This window comes from Arthrobacter sp. 05L44 (genome assembly GCF_056397605.1).
In genome coordinates, this window is the sequence record NZ_JBFTNS010000004.1 from 1 (window position 1) to 16,774 (window position 16,774).

Consider the following 16,774-nt stretch of genomic DNA (forward strand, 5'->3'; position numbering starts at 1 on the left):
TCAATAAAACAATTGGTATCAACAAACTTGGCACACTATTGAGTTCTCAAACAACAGACACACCCGGCACCACCACAACCCCAATACAGGGCCGCGACTCGCTCCGGAGCAACTTTTCAAACTTACCCGCTCCAGCAGTCCTAAGCAAATCAGCGTTACCGCCAATCACCAGTCCCACGAACAGGCCCCCACCCGGAAACAGCACGCACAACTGCGAACCATTTTCCAGGCCGTTTAGAAAGGGAGTCAGTCGCTATCTTTCCGCATCAGCGGCGGCGACTCGAACTACTTTACACACCAAACCGACCCCGAACAAATCCACCCCCACACCACCCGCCAGGCCCCGTAATCCCCGGGATTCCGCGGTTTCCGGAGGCCGCGGGCGCCCCCGGAGGCCGGCGGGGCCGCCGTCGGACTTTTATGCAGTGGGTCACACGGCGGGCCAGTGCCACGAACCTCCCCCGGAGCCGTCCCGCACGGGCCCCGTTGCACACGTCCCCCCGCCATGCCTAGGCTGATTACTAAGCATGCTTAGCGTGTTGTGGGATCCACCCGCCGTTTGTGCCGGGCCCGCCCGGGTCCGGTGCAGCGCAACCATCGGAGGAGAACTATGACTGACCAGTACACGTTCAGGAACCCCGTGACGGCCTACGAGCAGATCGAGCCGCCGGAGCAGAGCCAGCCGGAACCGGGCCTGGACGCGAAGATGACACCCAAGGCGGACCTCGGCGAGGACACCTACCGCGGGACCGGCCGGCTGGAGGGGCGCAAGGCGCTCATCACCGGCGCGGACTCGGGGATCGGCGCTGCGACGGCGATCGCGTTCGCCCGCGAGGGTGCCGACGTCGTGATGTCCTACCTGCCGGAGGAGGAAGAGGACGCCGCCCGGATCGCCGGCCTGATCGAGGAGGCCGGCCGCAAGGCGGTCAAGGTCCCCGGCGACCTGAAGGACTCGGCCGTCTGCCGGGAACTGGTGGAGACCGCGGTGCGGGAACTCGGCGGCTTGGACATCCTGGTGAACAACGCCGGCAAGCAGGTGGCGCAGAAGGCGCTGGCCGATATCACCGACGAGCAGCTGGACCACACGTACAAGACCAACGTGTACGCCATGTTCTGGCTGACCAAGGAGGCGCTGCCGCATCTGCCGGCGGGCTCAACGATCATCAACAGCACCTCCATCCAGGCCTACAGCCCGTCCGAGACCCTGGTGGACTACGCCTCGACCAAGGGCGCGATCAACAACTTCACCAAGGGGCTGGCCCAGCAGCTCGCGCCCAAGGGTATCCGGGTGAACGCGGTGGCCCCGGGGCCGATCTGGACGCCGTTGCAGCCCAGCGGCGGCCAGCCCACGGAGGAGCTGCCGGAGTTCGGCACGCAGACTCCCCTGGGCCGCGCGGGCCAGCCGGCCGAGTTGGCCCCGGCGTATGTGTTCCTGGCCTCGGCCGAGTCCAGCTACGTGGTGGGCGAGACGCTGAACGTCAACGGCGGGATGCCGACGCCGTAGCCTCCCCCGGACAGTGCCAACCGACGACGGCGGCCGCCTCCCCGGGCKGGGAGGCGGCCGCCGTCGTCGTTAGCCCCTACCGTTGCGGGACCAGGGACTTGCTCCACAGCACCGCGCCGTTGGCGTTGCGCAGGCTCACGGTGAAGACGTCGTCCGCGGCCAGGTCCACGTGGCCAAAGTACTGGCTCTCGCCGCTGCGCGGGGACTGGTTGGCATAGGCGCCGGCCTTGTAGAACGCCACCTCCGGGCCGAAGGTGCCGTCCAGGGTGTTGGGGCCGAAGCTGCCGGCGTTGATGGGTCCGGCCACGAATTCCCAGAAGGGGTCGAAGTCGGTGAACCCGGCACGCTCGGGCGAGTAGTGGTGCGCGGCGCAGTAATGCACGTCGGCCGTCAGCCAGACCACGTTTTTAACCCGGTTGCGCTTGAACGCCGAGAGCACCCCGGCGAGTTCGAGCTCCTTGCCCAAGGGGGCGCCGGCGTCGCGGTTGGAGAGCGATTCCTGGTTCACCGGGCCGTCCGGGACCACCAGTCCCAGCGGGAGGTCGTTGGCGATAACCTTCCACGTGGCTTTGGACTTGCTGACCTCGCGGATGAGCCAGTCCGCTTGTTCCTGGCCCAGGATGTGGGTCAGGTGCGTTTCCTTGCCGTCCGTGTTGGGGTCCTTGAAGCTGCGCATGTCCAGGCAGAAGATCTCCAGCTGCGGGCCGCGGCTGATTTTGCGGTAGATCCGGGCCGGTTCGAAGCCGGTGCCGCCGGGCGTGACGCCCGCGATGGGCTGGTATTCCTGCCACGCCTGCCGGCCGCGGGCGGCGAGGACGTCCACGCGGCGTTCGGTGTAACGGGTGTCGGTGAGGACCTGGCCGGGGTACCAGTTGTTGTGCGTCTCGTGGTCGTCCCACTGCGCGATCACCGGGACCTCGGCGTAGAGGGCGCGGATGTTCTTGTCCATCATGTTGTAGCGGTGCCGGCCGCGGAAGTCGTTGAGCGTCTCGGCCACCTTGGACACTTCCTCGGTGACCAGGTTGCGCCAGACCTGGCCGTCGGGCTCGCTGACCTCGGCGCTGATGGGCCCGTCGGCGTAGATAGTGTCGCCGGAGTGGATGAAGAAGTCCGGCTTGGTGGCGTGCATGGCCGCGTAGCCGCGCATGCCGCCGATGTCCTCGTTGATGCCCCAGCCCTGGCCGGCGGTGTCGCCGCTCCAGACGAAGCTCCGGCCGCGGGCCGCGCGGCCGCTGGCCAGCAGCCCGGTGCCGGGGGCAGTGCTGAAGGAGCCCTGCGCGGTCTCGCCGGCGTGGCCGTCGGCGTCCTCGAAGTGCAGGTTCACGGCGAAGCGGGTCCCGGCGGGCAGGTGCTCGGCGTTGATTTTGGCCGTGAAGTCGGTCGCCTCCGAGGCGGCGCTCCCCCGCAGCACCCGGCGGAAGGCACCGCGCCCGCGCAGCGGGGACCCGGCGTCGTCGACCGCCAGCAGTTCCGCCACCAGCCGGCCCGGACCCGACGCCCGGGACCACAGCACACCGGAGCCGGTGGTGACATCGCCCGTGGCGATCCCGGAGGGCAGGGTCAGTCGGTTGCGGACCAGGGCGACGCCGGACGGCCGTGCGGCACTGGCCGATCCGGCTGTGGCGGGGACGACGGCGGCGGCACCGGCGGCGGCCAGGGCACCTTTGAGGACATTGCGGCGGGTGAAATCAGTCATGGTGTCCATCCTTGACTGCCCGCGTAAACCGCTGGTGGCGGTGGCGTGAACAGCGCTGGCCGACTTGGGAGCCGGCTGCGGCCTCACACGCCAGTGGATTCTCTATCACTTTCGGTTGTTCTGAGGGCCTCAGACCATCCATAGGTGATAGGGCATCCGGGCAGGGGGCTCTCAGCGCGGCGGGGCGTCGACGAACGCGACCTGGCCGGCGTACTGCTGGTAGAGCTTGACGGCCTCGTCGACGTCGATGTGGCCGACGTCCAGGGACACGGCGAGGCTCTCGAGCTGGGCGCTGCAGGTCTCGGCGGCACTGACCCGGTCCGCGACCGAGCGGGAGGTCGCGAAGTTGGTGGAGAGTGCGGCGGCGACGGAGAAGATGACGGCCAGCAGGCACAGGACCCGCCAGACGATCGAGTCCTCGCTGAGCGACAGCAGGCCCGCGGTGGCGTGGGTGAAGCCGGTGCCGCCCACCGCGGGACCGGCGGTGAGCGCGGCGGCCAGGCCGCTGCCGACGATGCTGACGTTGGAGAGCCGGTTCCGGCGGGGCCGTTCGCGGGCCAGGTAGGCGGTGACGGCGCGTTGTTTGTCGTCGATCCGGTCGGACAACCGTTGCCGGGCCCCTGGTGCTTCGCTCATGCTCTGATGCCAGCTTCCCTCGCCGATCCCTGGGCTCCGCGTGGTGGCGAACGCGGACAGCAACAGGATGCTCCCGGCCGGGGGCGGTGTCCATAGGAGGTTGAAGCGCCCGGTTAAACCAAAAAAGCAGGGCCCGTCCGGAGACGGGCCCTGCTTGAAACCTAACGGTCCCGGAACTCTAAGGAATTAGAGGCCCTGGATGTTGGTTGCCTGGGGACCCTTCGGGCCCTGCTCTACGTCGAAGGAAACCTTCTGGTTCTCTTCGAGGGAGCGGAAGCCGGAGGAGTTGATCGCGGAGTAGTGCGCGAAAACGTCCTGCGAGGAGTCATCGGGGGAAATGAAGCCGAAGCCCTTTTCAGCGTTAAACCATTTGACGGTACCAGTAGCCATTATTTTTGTCCTTCGTGAAGGTGGAGGAACAGTCCCGACTTTCGGGTCCTCCGGTGTGGGGTGCTCAAAACCGCTGCTTCAGAAGAACACGGACTTTCGACCGCGCGTACTGCCTGAACTACGAACTGCATAAACACAACAACGGTCCCTACTCTACAGGATTGGGCGCGGGTCGATTACCACATGTCGGAGGGTGCGGCTGGCGGGTGCCGCCGGCCGCCACCTTAGGCGGCGGGCTGCCGGGAGTCGACCGTTGCGAGGTCCGGCGTCGGCGCCCCCGCCTTGCGTACGGCGGGCGCCGCCGTCGTCGTTTGTTGCCCGCGGACGACGGCGGGCTCCCCCGCGATTTCCGTGCAGGCGCCACGGCGCATCCGGCGTTCGACGGCGCGGCCGGCGGCGACCGAGAGGCGCTGGGCGGGGCCTTCGACGTAGCGGAAGAACAGCTCGCCGACGATGAACGAGGCCGCCACGGAGACGGCGAGCGCCAGCGGGAGCGAGACCGCCCGGAGCAGGGTGACGCCGGCGAGGATGATCGGCAGGTGCACCAGGTAGACGCTGAAGGAGACCCGGCCCAGCCATTGCGCGACGGCCGTGTCGCCGAGTTTCTTGGCGGTGCCGCTCAGCAGGAAGACCAGGACGATCAGCGTCGCGCCGACGGTGACGAGGGCCTCGACGCCCTGGACCGGGTTGGGCCGCCCGAGCCATTCGGCGTTGGCCAGAACCAGTCCGGCGGCGGTGACCGGGAGCCAGATCAGGCCCGGCCAGGAGCTGGTCAGGCTGCGGATCCGTTCCCGTTCGGCGCCGAGGATGGCGCCGATGGCGAAGATGGGGAGGTAGATGAGCCAGTCGATGTCCTGGACTGCGCCCACCCCGACGAGGGCCAGGGTGAGGCCGAGCTTCAGCAGCCAGAGCCGGCGCCAGCGGAGGGCGATCACCACGTAGAGCGGGAGCAGCAGGGAGAAGAGGACCTCCCATTTGAGCGTCCACAACGGGGTGTTGATGGTGCTCGAGCTCATCACCAGCAGGGCGTCGCGGGCGATCTGGCCCGGGTTGGGGTTGGTCACGTACATGTCCGCCCACGGGCTTTGCAGCGGCGAGGGCGTCCGGGGGACGACGGCGATCAGCGCGACGGCCGCCGCCAGCGCCGCCCAGGCCGGCAGGTAGAGACGGAGGAGCCGTTTGGCGTAGTACGGCGCCCAGCTCCTGGCGGCGCCCTGCTTAGTGAAGGGCAGGATCAGGACGAACCCGGAGAGCACAAAAAAGACGTGGACGGCGGGGGTGCCGTTCCAGAGGACGTGCAGCGGGGAGAAAACGGCCCACGACTCGAGCGGACCGAGCCCGGCGGTGCGGTCATCGAACACCACACTGCCGATTCCGGGGAGGGGGGAGAGGGCATGGCAGGCGACAACCACCAGGGCGGCGAGGCCGCGGAGGCCGTCCAATTGCGTGACTCGGGAGTGTCCAGACTGATGGGGCATCAACCCAATGTTACCAGTTCGTTACACTCGCAAACTGAGTAAGTTTCCAAGTAGTGGCTACTCGTGACACCGGACCGGGCGGACGAATAGCTTGGGCCTCAGTCACAGTTCACAGCAACAATGCCAGGCTGGGAGGCAACGATGCGTAACAGCGCAGCCCTGACCGCCGCCACGCCGGCACCCGAGCCTGAACCGCTCCCCGGCAGAGTCCGCACGGACTTCACGCCCCTGTGTGAGAAGAAGCTTTTCAACTACGCCACCGTTGCGCCCATGAGCCGGGCCGCCTACGAGGCCGCACGAACGTTTATGGAAGATTTTTTCCTCTACGGGCCACCTGAGGTCCTTTACCGCTACGACTCGATTGCAGATAACGTGTCCACCGAGGCTGCCCGGCTGGTCAATTGTGAGGCCGCGGAAATCACGTACCTGAAAAACACCACCGAGGGCATCATCATGGCGAGCGAGGCGCTGCCGTTGCACCGGGGTGATGAAGTGCTGGTGCTCGGCAACGAATATCCCGCGAACCTGCTGCCGTGGCTGCGGAAGCGGCACGACGGCGTGAGCGTCAAGGTGATCTCGGGCCGCGACAACGAAGCCGCGTTCGGCCGCCTGTTCGAGAGCATCGGCCCGCACACCAAGGTCATCAGCATGTCCTCGGCCCAGCAGTACGACGGTTTTATGCCCGCCCTGGGCCTGCTCTCGACTGTCTGCCACGCCCTGGGCATCTTCCTGGTGATCGACGCGGTCCAGCACATCGGCGCGAGGACCATCGACCTGGCCAAGACGCCCGTGGACATCCTGGTCTGCGGGGGCCAGAAGTATCTGCGGGCCGGCATGGGCATCGGCTTTATGTACGTGAACCGGAACGTTATGCCGGTCCTGCGTGACTGCAAGGCGGGCATCCGCAGTGTGGAGCGTTTCGACGAGTCATCCTACGTACTGAAAAGTACGGCTGCCCGGTTCCAGGACGGCACCCAGAACGTGGTGGGCCTGGTGGCGCTCCACGCAGCGCTCCGGGAAATCAACACCGTCGGCATGGACACCATCGAGCAGAAGAACCTTGAGCTCCTGGCGGGCATCAAGGCCATTCTGCAGGGCCACGGGCTGGAGTTCATTGACCACGGCGCGCAGCAGAGCAACATCGTGTCCATGCAGATCCCGGATCCCACCGGGCTCTTCGGCTTCCTGCTGGAACGGGGCGTCTATATCAAGGCCGTCCAGGACGTCGCGCGGCTCTCTTACATCCATGAGTCCACGCTGGACGACGTCGAGGTGCTGGCCGGGCTGACCCGGGAATACCTTGCCGGCGGCCAGGGCTAGCCTGCCGCCTGGCTTTTCGCGGGGGGCTTTAGCCAGCGGGGTTCCCAGCAACGGACTTAGCCGGCGGCGGCTTAACCTACCGACCATTCGACCTTGGGCATGATGATGGCGCGGTCGATGCTGTCCTTGTGTCGGCGGGTGAACTCGAGCATGTTGGCCATCTCTGTTTGGAGCCGGGCCTCCAGGCACTTGTGGGAGTCACTGATCGCCTCGTGCACTTCCACTTCGGGCTCGAGCTTGCCCGACGGTTCCTGGCGCGGGTTGGGGACGTAGTCGAAGCTGACGCTGGGGTCGATCTCCGCAAGCTTTTGCGCGATGTCGCCGATGCTGAGCCGGTGCGTGTAGTTGTGCACCAACTGGTGTTCGCCGGGCGCGACGTCGAGGTCGATGAACTTCAGGAAGTTCTCGGTGGTGTCGGCCAGACTGATCAGACCGGTCTTCTGGGTGCCGTCGCCGTAGATGGTGAGGGGGTGGCCGATGACCGCCTGGCAGACAAAGCGGTTGAAGACGGTGCCGAAGACGGCGTCGTAATTGAACCGGGCCGCCAGGCCGGCGCAGTCAGCGGCATGGTTTTCCGGAATCGTCGCGCCAAAGATTGTGGCCTGCTGGACGGTTACCACTTTCAGGCCCCACATGGCGGAGCAGAGGTCATCGATGAGCATGTCGGTGATTTTCGACTGGTGGTAAAAGTCGGTGGCCTGCATCGGAATGTAGCTTTGCAGGACCTTGTGCTGATTGCCGTGGTGCTCGAACGCAAAGTCGTGTTTGCCCAGCGGGATGGAATCGGTATCGGTGGCCATGTAGCAGCCGCCGGAGCCGAGCTTGATGTACTTCGTCCCTTTGCTGACGTTGGCGATGGCCCACAGCACGTTCAGGTGGCCGACAATATTATTCGTAAAGGTGGCGGCGGCGTTCTCGGCACTGCTCATGGAGAAAGGCGCCGAGGGCTGTTGGGCGGCGTTAATTACGACGGCGGGCCGGTACTTCGCAATGATCTTCTCCGTGGCCTTGGCGTCCAGGAGCTCGACTTTCTCGAACGACAGGTTCTGCTTCCCGAAGACCCGTTCGTATTCGGCAATGCGTGTTTTGGGGCTCGCCAGCGGTACGAGGACCTTGGCCCCGGCTTCTTTTTCCCAGCGGCGCTTGATGAGATTATCGACCAAGACCACCTGCTTGCCGGTGCGGTTGGCTATGGCCAGTCCCAGCGTCCAGCCCAGATATCCGTCGCCCCCCAGAATCATGAGCAGATTGCTGTTTGTCCCGCTCATGGTCTGGTCCATGGGAATCACGCTTTCCGCTTTACGCAATGCATGAAAGGTTTAGTAATTCGAGAACGTAGGGCAACAATGCGCGTAAGTCAATGATTTGGGCCGGCCGTACGTGTGCGGTCTCGGGGCGTGGTGGTAAGCGCTGCGGCCGCGGGCGTATTCTGCAGGAGAATCTGTTCCTGACCAGCCACTTTCCGGAGGTTCACCGTGGAAATGCCGAAAGCGTCCGACGCCGAGAAAGAGCACTTCCGCTCGCTGATCCCGGACCGCCCCGGGGTGGTGGTCAAGCCGATGTTCGGGAACCTCGGGGCGTTCGTCAACGGCAACATGTTCGCCGGGCTCTTCGGTCCCACCGTGGGTGTGAAGCTCTCCGGGGCGGACAAGCAGGCGCTCGAAAGCAGCGAGCGGACGGTCCCGTTCGGCCCGCCCGAGCGCCCCATGGGCGGCTACACCGGATTGCCGGAGGTCTGGAACGGCGAGGGCGACGGCGACGAGGCGCGGGCGAAGGCCTGGGTGGGGAAGGCGCTCGAGTATGTGGCCGGGTTGCCGCCGAAGACACCGAAGAAGTAGCCGCCGGGCCGCAGCGTTCCTGTGGCCGGCTGGGAGCCGGCGCCGCCGTCGTCGTTGTTACACGTAGTCTCCGGCACGTTCGCGGGCGATCTCCAGCAGGGTGGAATGGAAGGCGACCTCGGCCGGGGCGTAGACCTTGTCCTGGCGCTGGGCCAGGAGCACGCGCCGCAGCGGTGCGGCGGAGCCGAGGCTGATGACCCGGACGTCCGGGTGCTGCAGGGCCACGGCGGTCTTCGGCACCATGGCCACGCCCATGCCGACGCTCACCATGGCCTGCGCTTCCTGGTAGTCGTTGGCGAGGAAGCCGATGGTCGGTTCGAACCCGGCCTCGTGGGCGGAGCGCTGCAGGACCTCGACGACGGGGTGGGCCTCGGCGCGGACGATCCAGGATTCCTTGCGGAGCTCCTCCATCCGGATCTCGTCGCGGTCGGCCAGCGGGTGGCTGCGCGAGACGAGCAGCACGGTGCTCTCCTGGAACACCTCCGTGATCCGGATGGAATCGTCCTGGAACCGGTTCCACGGGTAGTCCCAGAGCAGGCACAGCCCGGTCACCCCGGACTGCAGGTCACTGACCAGGTCATCGAAGCGCGCGCTGCGCAGGGACAGGCCAATCGCCGGGTACCGCTTCTTGAAGGCCCGGATGACCAGCGGCAGGAAGGAGCCGGCGAGCGTGGGAAAAGTGCCGACGGTCAGCGAGCCGCGCTTGAGGCCTGCGATCTGATCCAGGTCCGACTGGGCGGCCCGCATCTGGCCGATGATCTTGCGCGCGTGGCCGGCGAGGATCTGCCCGGCCTCGGTGGGTACCACGCCACGGGAGCGACGGTTAAGGAGCGGCTGCCCGACTTCCTGCTCAAGTTTCCGCAGCTGCTGCGAGACGGCGGAGGGCGTGTACATCATCAGCTCGGCCGCGGCGGTGATGGATCCCCGCTCCACCACCTCCACCAGCAGGGCGAGGCGCCGGATGTCGAACAATTCCTGGTCAGCATCGTTAAGCAACGCTTTGCCCTTCTGTTGGATCGGTTAATTCTATACATTCGCCCGCGAATTGGCGGTGTGTAACGCCCCGATTTCGACGGCGGCGCCCGCCCGACTGGTCACTGGCCGCCGTCGCAGCAGTGAATGAAGCATCACTACAGTCCCGTGCAGATATCCAACCTTGTCTTCATTTGTGATCTGGATCAATCTCGAATCAAGCCCTTGAACACCATTGGGGCAGATCGACCCAGAACCGAAGCTAGGAACAGACCATGAAGATCGAAGCGGAGTGGATGCGCGGAGGCACCAGCAAATGCTGGGTCTTCGAAACAGGCCAGCTGGCCGAGACCGGGACCAGCCCGGACGTGCTGCTGCCCCGGCTGTTCGGCAGCCCCGACCACCGGCAGATCGACGGCGTCGGCGGCGCCACCTCCACCACCAGCAAGGCGATGATCCTGCACCGCCCCGCCGACGCCGGCATCGATGTCGAATTCACCTTCGCCCAGGTGGGCATCGAGGAGGCCGCGGTGGATTGGGGCAGCAACTGCGGCAACTGCTCCGCCGTCGTCGGCCTCTATGCGATCGAAAAGGGCTGGGTGGTCCCCGACGGCGACATCACCCGGATCGTCACCCGCAACACCAACACCGGCCAGATCATCATCCAGCGGGTGGCCACGCCGGCCGGCGCCCTGCCGATCGTCCCGCAGGCCCAGATGCCCGGCGTCCCGTTCCCCGGCTACCGGGTGGGCCTCGGCTTCCTCGACCCGGCCGGCAAGACCACCGGCCGGCTGCTTCCCACCGGCTCCGCCACCGACACCATCGTCGCCGGCGGCACCCGCTGGACCGTGTCCCTGGTCGACGCCGGAGCACCGGTCGTGATGCTGCGCGCCGAGGAGCTGGGCCTCGACCCGGAGCGGCACGCCAACTGGACCGCCGGGCTGGAACTGCAGCTGGACACCCTGGAACACATCCGCCGCCAGGCCGCCGTGCGGATGGGACTCGCGGCGACGCCCGCCGCGGCCGCCCGCGCCGTCCCCAAGGTCGCCGTCGTCGCCGCCCCGGCGCGCTCCGACGCCGAGGCCGACGTCGCCGTCGTTATGCTCTCGATGGGCAAGCCGCACCCGGCCCTGGCCATCACCGGCAGCATCGCCCTGACAGTCGCGGCCCGTACCCCGGGCACCCTGCTGGCCGAGATCACCGGCGGCACCGCCGGCCCCACGCTGCGGCTGCGCACCCCGGCCGGGGTGATCGAAACCTGGAGCGAGGAACGGGACGGGCAGCAGCTCATCGGCGTCGACCGCACCGCCCGCACCATCGCCACCACCACCATCCACCTTCCCGAGGCCCTCGGCACCGCCGTCGACGCCTCCCTTGCCAGCGCTACTCGATGAGGAGAAAGCATCATGACTAACATCGCAGAAAAGACTGCAGAAGAAACCGTAGAAAAGGCTTCGCAACAGTCCTCACCCGGGGACACCGGCGTCGAGCCATCCCGGCGTCCCGACCGCCGCCGCCGTATCCTGCTGGTGACGGTAGCCGCGATCGCTGTCCTGGGTCTGGTCGCCCTCCTGTTTGGAGGTGGCCTGTTCAACCCCGCGGCCGCCCCTGACTCGGAGCCGACCATGACCGCCACCCAGATCATCCCGCTTGTCATCCTCGTGGTGATGTTCGTCGTCGCCACCAAATGGCCGCTGAACATCGGCGTCATGGGGCTGGTGGCGTCCTTCGGCGTCGGCTACTTCATGCTCGGCATGAGCGACAAGGACATCCTGGAGGAGTTCCCGGCCAGCATCGTCCTGACCATCATCGGTGTGACCTACTTCTTCAGCATGGCGCAGCGGAACGGGTCGATCGACATCATCGTCCAGACCTGCGTGCGGCTGGTCCGGGGCAAGACCATGCTGCTGCCCTGGGTGTTCTTCCTCCTGGCCGCGGCGCTGACGTCGCTGGGCACCTTCTCCCCCGCCGCGGTGGCGCTGCTGGCCCCGGCGGCCCTGGGCCTGGCGTACGAGTCCCGCATCCACCCGGTCCTGATGGGCGCCTTCGTCATCAACGGCGCCCACGCCGGCGGTTTCTCCCCGCTGTCCGTCGCCGGTGTACTGGTGCACGACATCGCGCTGAAGAACGGCTTCCCCATCTCGCAGGGCGGGCTCTTCACGGCCAGCTTCGCGCTGAACTTCATCCTCTCCGCGCTGACCATCGTGCTGTTCGCCCTGCTGGGCAAGCTGCGCGACAAGCACGCCAACGAGTACGCCGGCTTGGAGACGCCCCGCACCGGCCGCCCGAGCGGACAGCAGCTCTTCACCCTGGTGCTGATCGCCGCGATCCTGGTCTGCACGCTGGTCTTCCACATGCCGATCGGCTTCGTGGCCCTCTCCGCCGGCCTGCTGCTGGCGTTCGTCAACATCAAGGAACACAAGACGTTCATCGGCGGCGTTTCCTGGTCCACCGTGCTGCTCGTGGCCGGCATGATCACCTACGTCTCGCTGCTGCAGCACGTAGGCGTCATCGACACCCTCGCCGAGATGGCCCTGGCCCTGGGAGCGCCGCTGCTGATCGCCCTGGTGCTTTGCTACGTCATCGGCGTCGGCTCCGCGTTCGCCTCCTCGACGGCGCTGCTCACCGCGTTCATCCCGATGGCCGGGCCGCTGCTGGCCACCAGCTCGCTGAGCGCCTCCGGCACCGTGGCTGCCCTGGCCATCGCGGCCACCGTGGTGGACGTCTCCCCCTTCTCCACCGACGGCGCCCTGGTGGTGGCCAACGCCCGCGACAACGACCGCCAGCGCGTCTACCGCCAGCTCATGATGTACGCCGGCGGCGTGGTGCTCGTGGCACCCGCACTGGCCTGGGCCCTGCTGGTGCCGACCGGGGTTATGTAGGAGGAACGCGAATTCCCGCAAAGGCAGGGCGGCTTTCACAGCCGGCCTGGCTTTGGTTTTGCGACCGGTGCGACTTCACTCGTTTCACGGCGGCTGTCGATGTATCGGCTTGAGGGAGATTGGGCCGCCGGGGCGTCCGCCGACGCCGGGGACTTCCCCGCCGCGGTCGGCTCAACCTGCCGTCGGGCCCGCGGATAATCTCCGTGACACCCGCGGCGTCCGCCGTCTGAACGCCCGCAAGGCACTTGACGATGCCTGCGAGCAGTTCATCCCGGAACTGCTCGTCGCGACCGGATGATGGCCGCCCTCCCTGATCTGGTACCAGCTTGGTGCCTTCCTCAGGACCCAGATTCGAGTTGCGTTATGGAGCAACCCCTCGGTGTCCACAGCCGCGCCAGGTCGTGCGGCGCTCCCAACAGGCCGATCTTCAAGATCGCAACGTGGAACAGCAGTCAGGGTGAGCTCCTCGAAACCATCCTTGCTAACGAGCGGGACATCAGCGGTTCCTTCCCAAGGCAGGTCGATCGAGCTCCTCTCTTCGGTTAGACACTCCTGCCGGAACCAAGAAATCCCTCAAGAGTGGTGAAAGACCTCCGCATTCGACCCGTTGTAGCAATGCATCCTAAGGAACATGTCTAGAATCGAGTTCACGCGCTCAGCGAGATTCTGTCGGCCAACGAGCGAAGTCAAAGACCTAGGAGCACGAGTGAGCAACGCAGTGATCGAAACGACGACTGAGCAGTCGGCCAAGTATGAGATGAAGGTCTCGCGACTCACAATCGACAAGCTCGGGATAAAGCTGTACGACCGTGTCACAGCTGTACTGGCCGAACTCATCGCAAACTCGTACGACGCAAATGCTTCCGAAGTAGCGGTCACCCTTCCTTTCGACACGTTCCTTGCCCCTACCGACGCGGATCCAAAATTCCCGACGTACACGGTGGAGATAAAGGACAACGGCCATGGAATGACAGCTGAAGAAGTCAACAGTGCTTACCTAATGGTGGGTTCCGATCGACGCGAACGAACCAAGTCGGACAGGTCTCGTGATGGCAAGCGCCCCGTAATGGGTCGCAAGGGCATCGGAAAGTTGGCGCCTTTTGGTATTTGCCGCTCAATAGAAGTCTTGACGGCCGGCGGTCAGGCTAATGAGGATGGATTCGAGGTCAGTCACTTGATACTTCGTCTCGACCGGATCCTGCTCGATACGGACAATACATACGAACCGGAAATAGGTTCTCTGGACGGCACTCGATCCGACACTTCGGGGACCACTATTACGCTTAGCGATTTTCACCGTAAGCGAGTCCCCAAGAAAGACGAGCTTGATCGACAATTAGCAGCGCGCTTCGGGCTACAGCAACCCGATTGGGAAGTCAAGATCTGCGACGCCAACGCGATCGATCCACTGAGCGGAGAGGCTTCCTTCGTTGTTGGAGAGCTAAAAATCGATGTTCTGGACGGCACCAAAATCGATTTGAGCTCCCGCCCGGTTCCCTTTAACGGATCTACCCTGCCGGTCAGGGGCTGGGTCGCTTATTCTAAGCGTCCATACAAAGACCCTGCAATGGCCGGTGTACGAATTTATGCTCGGGGAAAAATCGTCTCACAAACCCGAGACTTCAACATAAGCTCCGGATTTACCGGGGAATTCAAGCTCCGCTCCTATTTGGTCGGGAGTATCGATGCCGACTGGCTTGACGAAAAAGAGGATCTGGTTCGTTCCGACCGCCAGGATATTATCTGGAGCTCCGAGCTGGGGGAAGCGCTCACGGACTGGGGCCAAGCCCTGGTGAAGGAGCTAGCCCAGCGAGGGGAAAACTCGGTCAGCAAGGCGACCTGGGATGAGTTCTTGGTGGCCTCCGACTTGGATACGCGTCTGTCTAAAGACGCTCCAGCAGACAAACTGTTTCGGGACGCGGTGAAGGATGCCGCAAAGATGCTGGTCGACAAGAAGGATCGGGCGGCTGTCGAAGACCCAGATCACGTGGAACGCATAGTCAAGCTCGCCTATTCATTAGGACCGCACCGTTCGCTACTGGAAGCCCTCCGAGCGGCGAGTGAAAACGTCGACACGACCCTCGCGACCGTCATTGATCTTTTTGATCACGCCCGGATCGCGGAGATGTATAGCTTGGGCCAGATCGCGCAAGAACGTGTGGAAGTCCTCACGACTTTGGAAAAACTCGTGAACGATGGATCGACGCTAGAAGGACCGTTGCAAGCGCTCATTGAGCAGGCGCCTTGGCTACTCGCCCCGGAGTGGACTCCACTGGGGATGAACGAATCTTTGAAGCGTGTCCGCTCCGCTTTCGAGGGCTGGTACAAGAAAAAACACGGTGTTGACCTCGTGACTAGTGCGATAAATCGCCCACGAAAAGAGCCAGACTTCGTTCTTCTTCACGATGCCGGCGAGCTTTCGATAGTAGAAATCAAACGGATGGACTATCATCTCACTGACAAAGAATTTGAAAATGCACTTAACTATTTGGAGGACCTAGAGGAGTTCCTAAACGGGAATGCTGAGATCGGCTCTCAGTTTCCCGTACGAAGACTGACTTTCGTAGTGGACCACCTTGATCGACTCAGAAGCACATCCTCGTCATCGCTCAAGAACGACACCAGAATCAACAGACGCACGTGGCACGATCTTCTGGACTCTACTAAACGCGCCCACAAGGATTTCTTGGCACAAATAGACGACCTTAAGCGGGTATCATCAACATGAGTGGCCTAGAGCTCACCGCGATTGATCTCTTCTCCGGCGCCGGAGGCGCAACGAGAGGTCTGGTGGATTCCGGATTCAAGATGCTGGGTGCCGTGGAAAACGATGAAATTGCAGCAAGCACTTATATTAGGAATCACGAAAGTACCGTCGTTTCCATTTCGGATATACGAGAAATTGACGAAGCCTGCTTTAGGCGTGAGCTCGCCCTGCAGCCTGGAGATCTGTCGTTACTCAAGGCTTGCCCACCCTGCCAAGGATTCTCCAGTCTAGCGAATGGAAAGATGGATGTTTCACGGAATGATCTAGTACTAGACGTGGCACGATTCGTGAAGGAATTTCGTCCTCGTGCAGTCCTCTTGGAAAACGTTCCTGGACTAGGGCGGGATAAACGTTTAGTCGACCTAGTCAAACAGCTGCAAGCATTGGGATACACTTCCCACAAATACATTTTACAAGCGGCAGATTTTGGAGTCCCTCAGAGACGCAAGCGATTGATAGTCATAGCCATAAGGGACGCTTCGCCCGAGATCTTTCCCGATGACCTGCGGGACATATTACCCCGCACTTTTGACTTACGGGAGAGAACTGCCGGGATGGCACTCGATTCATTGCAAGAAGTAATGCCGGAGAATGATTCTCTGAATATTTCCAGGAAGAATTCTGCAACCGTATTCGCCCGTATTGCCTCGATCCCAGTCAATGGAACCCGTTTCGACCTTCCACCCGAGCACCAACTAGACTGCCATAAGACTCTGGCCTCTCAAGGCCAAAGAAACGCTACGTCGTCGTACGGCCGGGTAAGAAGGGATGCCCCATCCGCAACTATGACGACTCGGTGCACTACTCCCTCCTGTGGCGCGTTCGTCCATCCCACTGAAAATAGAGGGTTGACGCTACGCGAGGCCGCAGCACTCCAAACCTTTCCGGCAACGTACAAATTTGCGGGAAGTTACGGATCCATCGAAAAGCAAATCGGCAACGCAGTGCCAGTCCGCTTAGCCGAGGCCCTTGGCTTAGCGGTTCAGGCCCTCCTGCGGCGAAAGGAAGGCGTGGACGTTCCGGCGGGGATGCCTCCAGCGTCAGCCTGAGTATCCTGTTCGATGACGGAGATGCTGAGGAGCCCACAAATCGCTCCCGGGAAGCCATGTGGAGAGTCAGGAAAGCTGGGGTACGTTCTACCCGCGAGCACGGCTACCGGCGCTGCCGCCGCGAAAGAGGAATTTAGGGTCTTCGTCGTGGCTGATTAACGGCCAGACACCAACAAGCTCCACCGCACTGTCTGCCGGCCGTGAAACTGGCTCGAAGTCCTCTTCGTCACCGGCGCCAACAA

General features: G+C 63.9%; 13 protein-coding genes. 7 read left to right on the forward strand and 6 right to left on the reverse strand.

Annotated features, from left to right (window positions below):
* The first annotated feature begins 610 nt into the window (after positions 1–610).
* Positions 611–1,504 carry a glucose 1-dehydrogenase gene (locus AC1DHY_RS10350; protein WP_476879858.1) on the forward strand — a complete coding sequence of 298 codons (894 nt, stop codon included), beginning with the start codon at positions 611–613 and terminating at the stop codon, positions 1,502–1,504.
* Positions 1,505–1,580: 76 nt separating this feature from the next.
* Here the strand turns inward: AC1DHY_RS10350 and AC1DHY_RS10355 are convergent, their stop codons facing one another.
* From AC1DHY_RS10355 to AC1DHY_RS10370, 4 genes are all read right to left on the reverse strand, one after another.
* The gene (locus tag AC1DHY_RS10355) at positions 1,581–3,209 is read right to left on the reverse strand and encodes an alkaline phosphatase D family protein (RefSeq protein ID WP_476903571.1); all 1,629 of its coding nucleotides are present in this window, start codon (positions 3,207–3,209) and stop codon (positions 1,581–1,583) included.
* A gap of 162 nt (positions 3,210–3,371) precedes the next feature.
* The gene (locus AC1DHY_RS10360) at positions 3,372–3,836 is read right to left on the reverse strand and encodes a hypothetical protein (protein WP_476879856.1); all 465 of its coding nucleotides are present in this window, start codon (positions 3,834–3,836) and stop codon (positions 3,372–3,374) included.
* 186 nt (positions 3,837–4,022) lie between these two features.
* Positions 4,023–4,226, reverse strand: a complete 204-nt coding sequence (locus AC1DHY_RS10365; protein WP_208747914.1) for a cold-shock protein — start codon at positions 4,224–4,226, stop codon at positions 4,023–4,025.
* 224 nt (positions 4,227–4,450) lie between these two features.
* A complete protein-coding gene (locus tag AC1DHY_RS10370; RefSeq protein WP_476879855.1) occupies positions 4,451–5,704 on the reverse strand; it encodes an acyltransferase family protein in 1,254 nt (417 codons plus the stop codon).
* Positions 5,705–5,845: 141 nt separating this feature from the next.
* On the opposite strand from AC1DHY_RS10370, the gene AC1DHY_RS10375 reads away from it, so the two are divergent.
* Positions 5,846–7,024 carry an aminotransferase class V-fold PLP-dependent enzyme gene (locus tag AC1DHY_RS10375; protein WP_476879854.1) on the forward strand — a complete coding sequence of 393 codons (1,179 nt, stop codon included), beginning with the start codon at positions 5,846–5,848 and terminating at the stop codon, positions 7,022–7,024.
* Positions 7,025–7,095: 71 nt separating this feature from the next.
* On the opposite strand, the gene AC1DHY_RS10380 is transcribed toward AC1DHY_RS10375, so the two are convergent.
* Positions 7,096–8,292 (reverse strand): NAD-dependent epimerase/dehydratase family protein, encoded by a 1,197-nt coding sequence (locus tag AC1DHY_RS10380; RefSeq protein WP_476903572.1) that lies wholly within the window; start codon positions 8,290–8,292, stop codon positions 7,096–7,098.
* Positions 8,293–8,499: 207 nt separating this feature from the next.
* On the opposite strand from AC1DHY_RS10380, the gene AC1DHY_RS10385 reads away from it, so the two are divergent.
* A complete protein-coding gene (locus AC1DHY_RS10385; RefSeq protein WP_476879853.1) occupies positions 8,500–8,862 on the forward strand; it encodes a TfoX/Sxy family protein in 363 nt (120 codons plus the stop codon).
* A 57-nt stretch (positions 8,863–8,919) separates the two neighbouring features.
* On the opposite strand, the gene AC1DHY_RS10390 is transcribed toward AC1DHY_RS10385, so the two are convergent.
* Positions 8,920–9,858, reverse strand: coding sequence for a LysR substrate-binding domain-containing protein (locus AC1DHY_RS10390; protein WP_476879852.1), 939 nt, complete (start codon positions 9,856–9,858; stop codon positions 8,920–8,922).
* A 251-nt stretch (positions 9,859–10,109) separates the two neighbouring features.
* On the opposite strand from AC1DHY_RS10390, the gene AC1DHY_RS10395 reads away from it, so the two are divergent.
* From AC1DHY_RS10395 to AC1DHY_RS10410, 4 genes are all read left to right on the forward strand, one after another.
* Positions 10,110–11,228 carry a PrpF domain-containing protein gene (locus AC1DHY_RS10395; RefSeq protein ID WP_476879851.1) on the forward strand — a complete coding sequence of 373 codons (1,119 nt, stop codon included), beginning with the start codon at positions 10,110–10,112 and terminating at the stop codon, positions 11,226–11,228.
* Between the two features lie 231 nt (positions 11,229–11,459).
* Positions 11,460–12,716, forward strand: a complete 1,257-nt coding sequence (locus AC1DHY_RS10400; RefSeq protein ID WP_476879859.1) for an SLC13 family permease — start codon at positions 11,460–11,462, stop codon at positions 12,714–12,716.
* 706 nt (positions 12,717–13,422) lie between these two features.
* Positions 13,423–15,444 carry an ATP-binding protein gene (locus AC1DHY_RS10405; RefSeq protein ID WP_476903573.1) on the forward strand — a complete coding sequence of 674 codons (2,022 nt, stop codon included), beginning with the start codon at positions 13,423–13,425 and terminating at the stop codon, positions 15,442–15,444.
* A complete protein-coding gene (locus AC1DHY_RS10410; protein WP_476903574.1) occupies positions 15,441–16,532 on the forward strand; it encodes a DNA cytosine methyltransferase in 1,092 nt (363 codons plus the stop codon). Before AC1DHY_RS10405 ends, AC1DHY_RS10410 begins: the two co-directional genes overlap by 4 nt.
* Positions 16,533–16,774 lie beyond the last annotated feature (242 nt).

Coding starts and splice junctions, on each gene's coding strand:
- AC1DHY_RS10350 (WP_476879858.1), top strand. CDS start 611: ATGACTGACCAGTACACGTTCAGGAACCCCGTGACGGCCTACGAGCAG.
- AC1DHY_RS10355 (WP_476903571.1), bottom strand. CDS start 3,209: ATGGACACCATGACTGATTTCACCCGCCGCAATGTCCTCAAAGGTGCC.
- AC1DHY_RS10360 (WP_476879856.1), bottom strand. CDS start 3,836: ATGAGCGAAGCACCAGGGGCCCGGCAACGGTTGTCCGACCGGATCGAC.
- AC1DHY_RS10365 (WP_208747914.1), bottom strand. CDS start 4,226: ATGGCTACTGGTACCGTCAAATGGTTTAACGCTGAAAAGGGCTTCGGC.
- AC1DHY_RS10370 (WP_476879855.1), bottom strand. CDS start 5,704: ATGCCCCATCAGTCTGGACACTCCCGAGTCACGCAATTGGACGGCCTC.
- AC1DHY_RS10375 (WP_476879854.1), top strand. CDS start 5,846: ATGCGTAACAGCGCAGCCCTGACCGCCGCCACGCCGGCACCCGAGCCT.
- AC1DHY_RS10380 (WP_476903572.1), bottom strand. CDS start 8,292: ATGAGCGGGACAAACAGCAATCTGCTCATGATTCTGGGGGGCGACGGA.
- AC1DHY_RS10395 (WP_476879851.1), top strand. CDS start 10,110: ATGAAGATCGAAGCGGAGTGGATGCGCGGAGGCACCAGCAAATGCTGG.
- AC1DHY_RS10400 (WP_476879859.1), top strand. CDS start 11,460: ATGACCGCCACCCAGATCATCCCGCTTGTCATCCTCGTGGTGATGTTC.
- AC1DHY_RS10410 (WP_476903574.1), top strand. CDS start 15,441: ATGAGTGGCCTAGAGCTCACCGCGATTGATCTCTTCTCCGGCGCCGGA.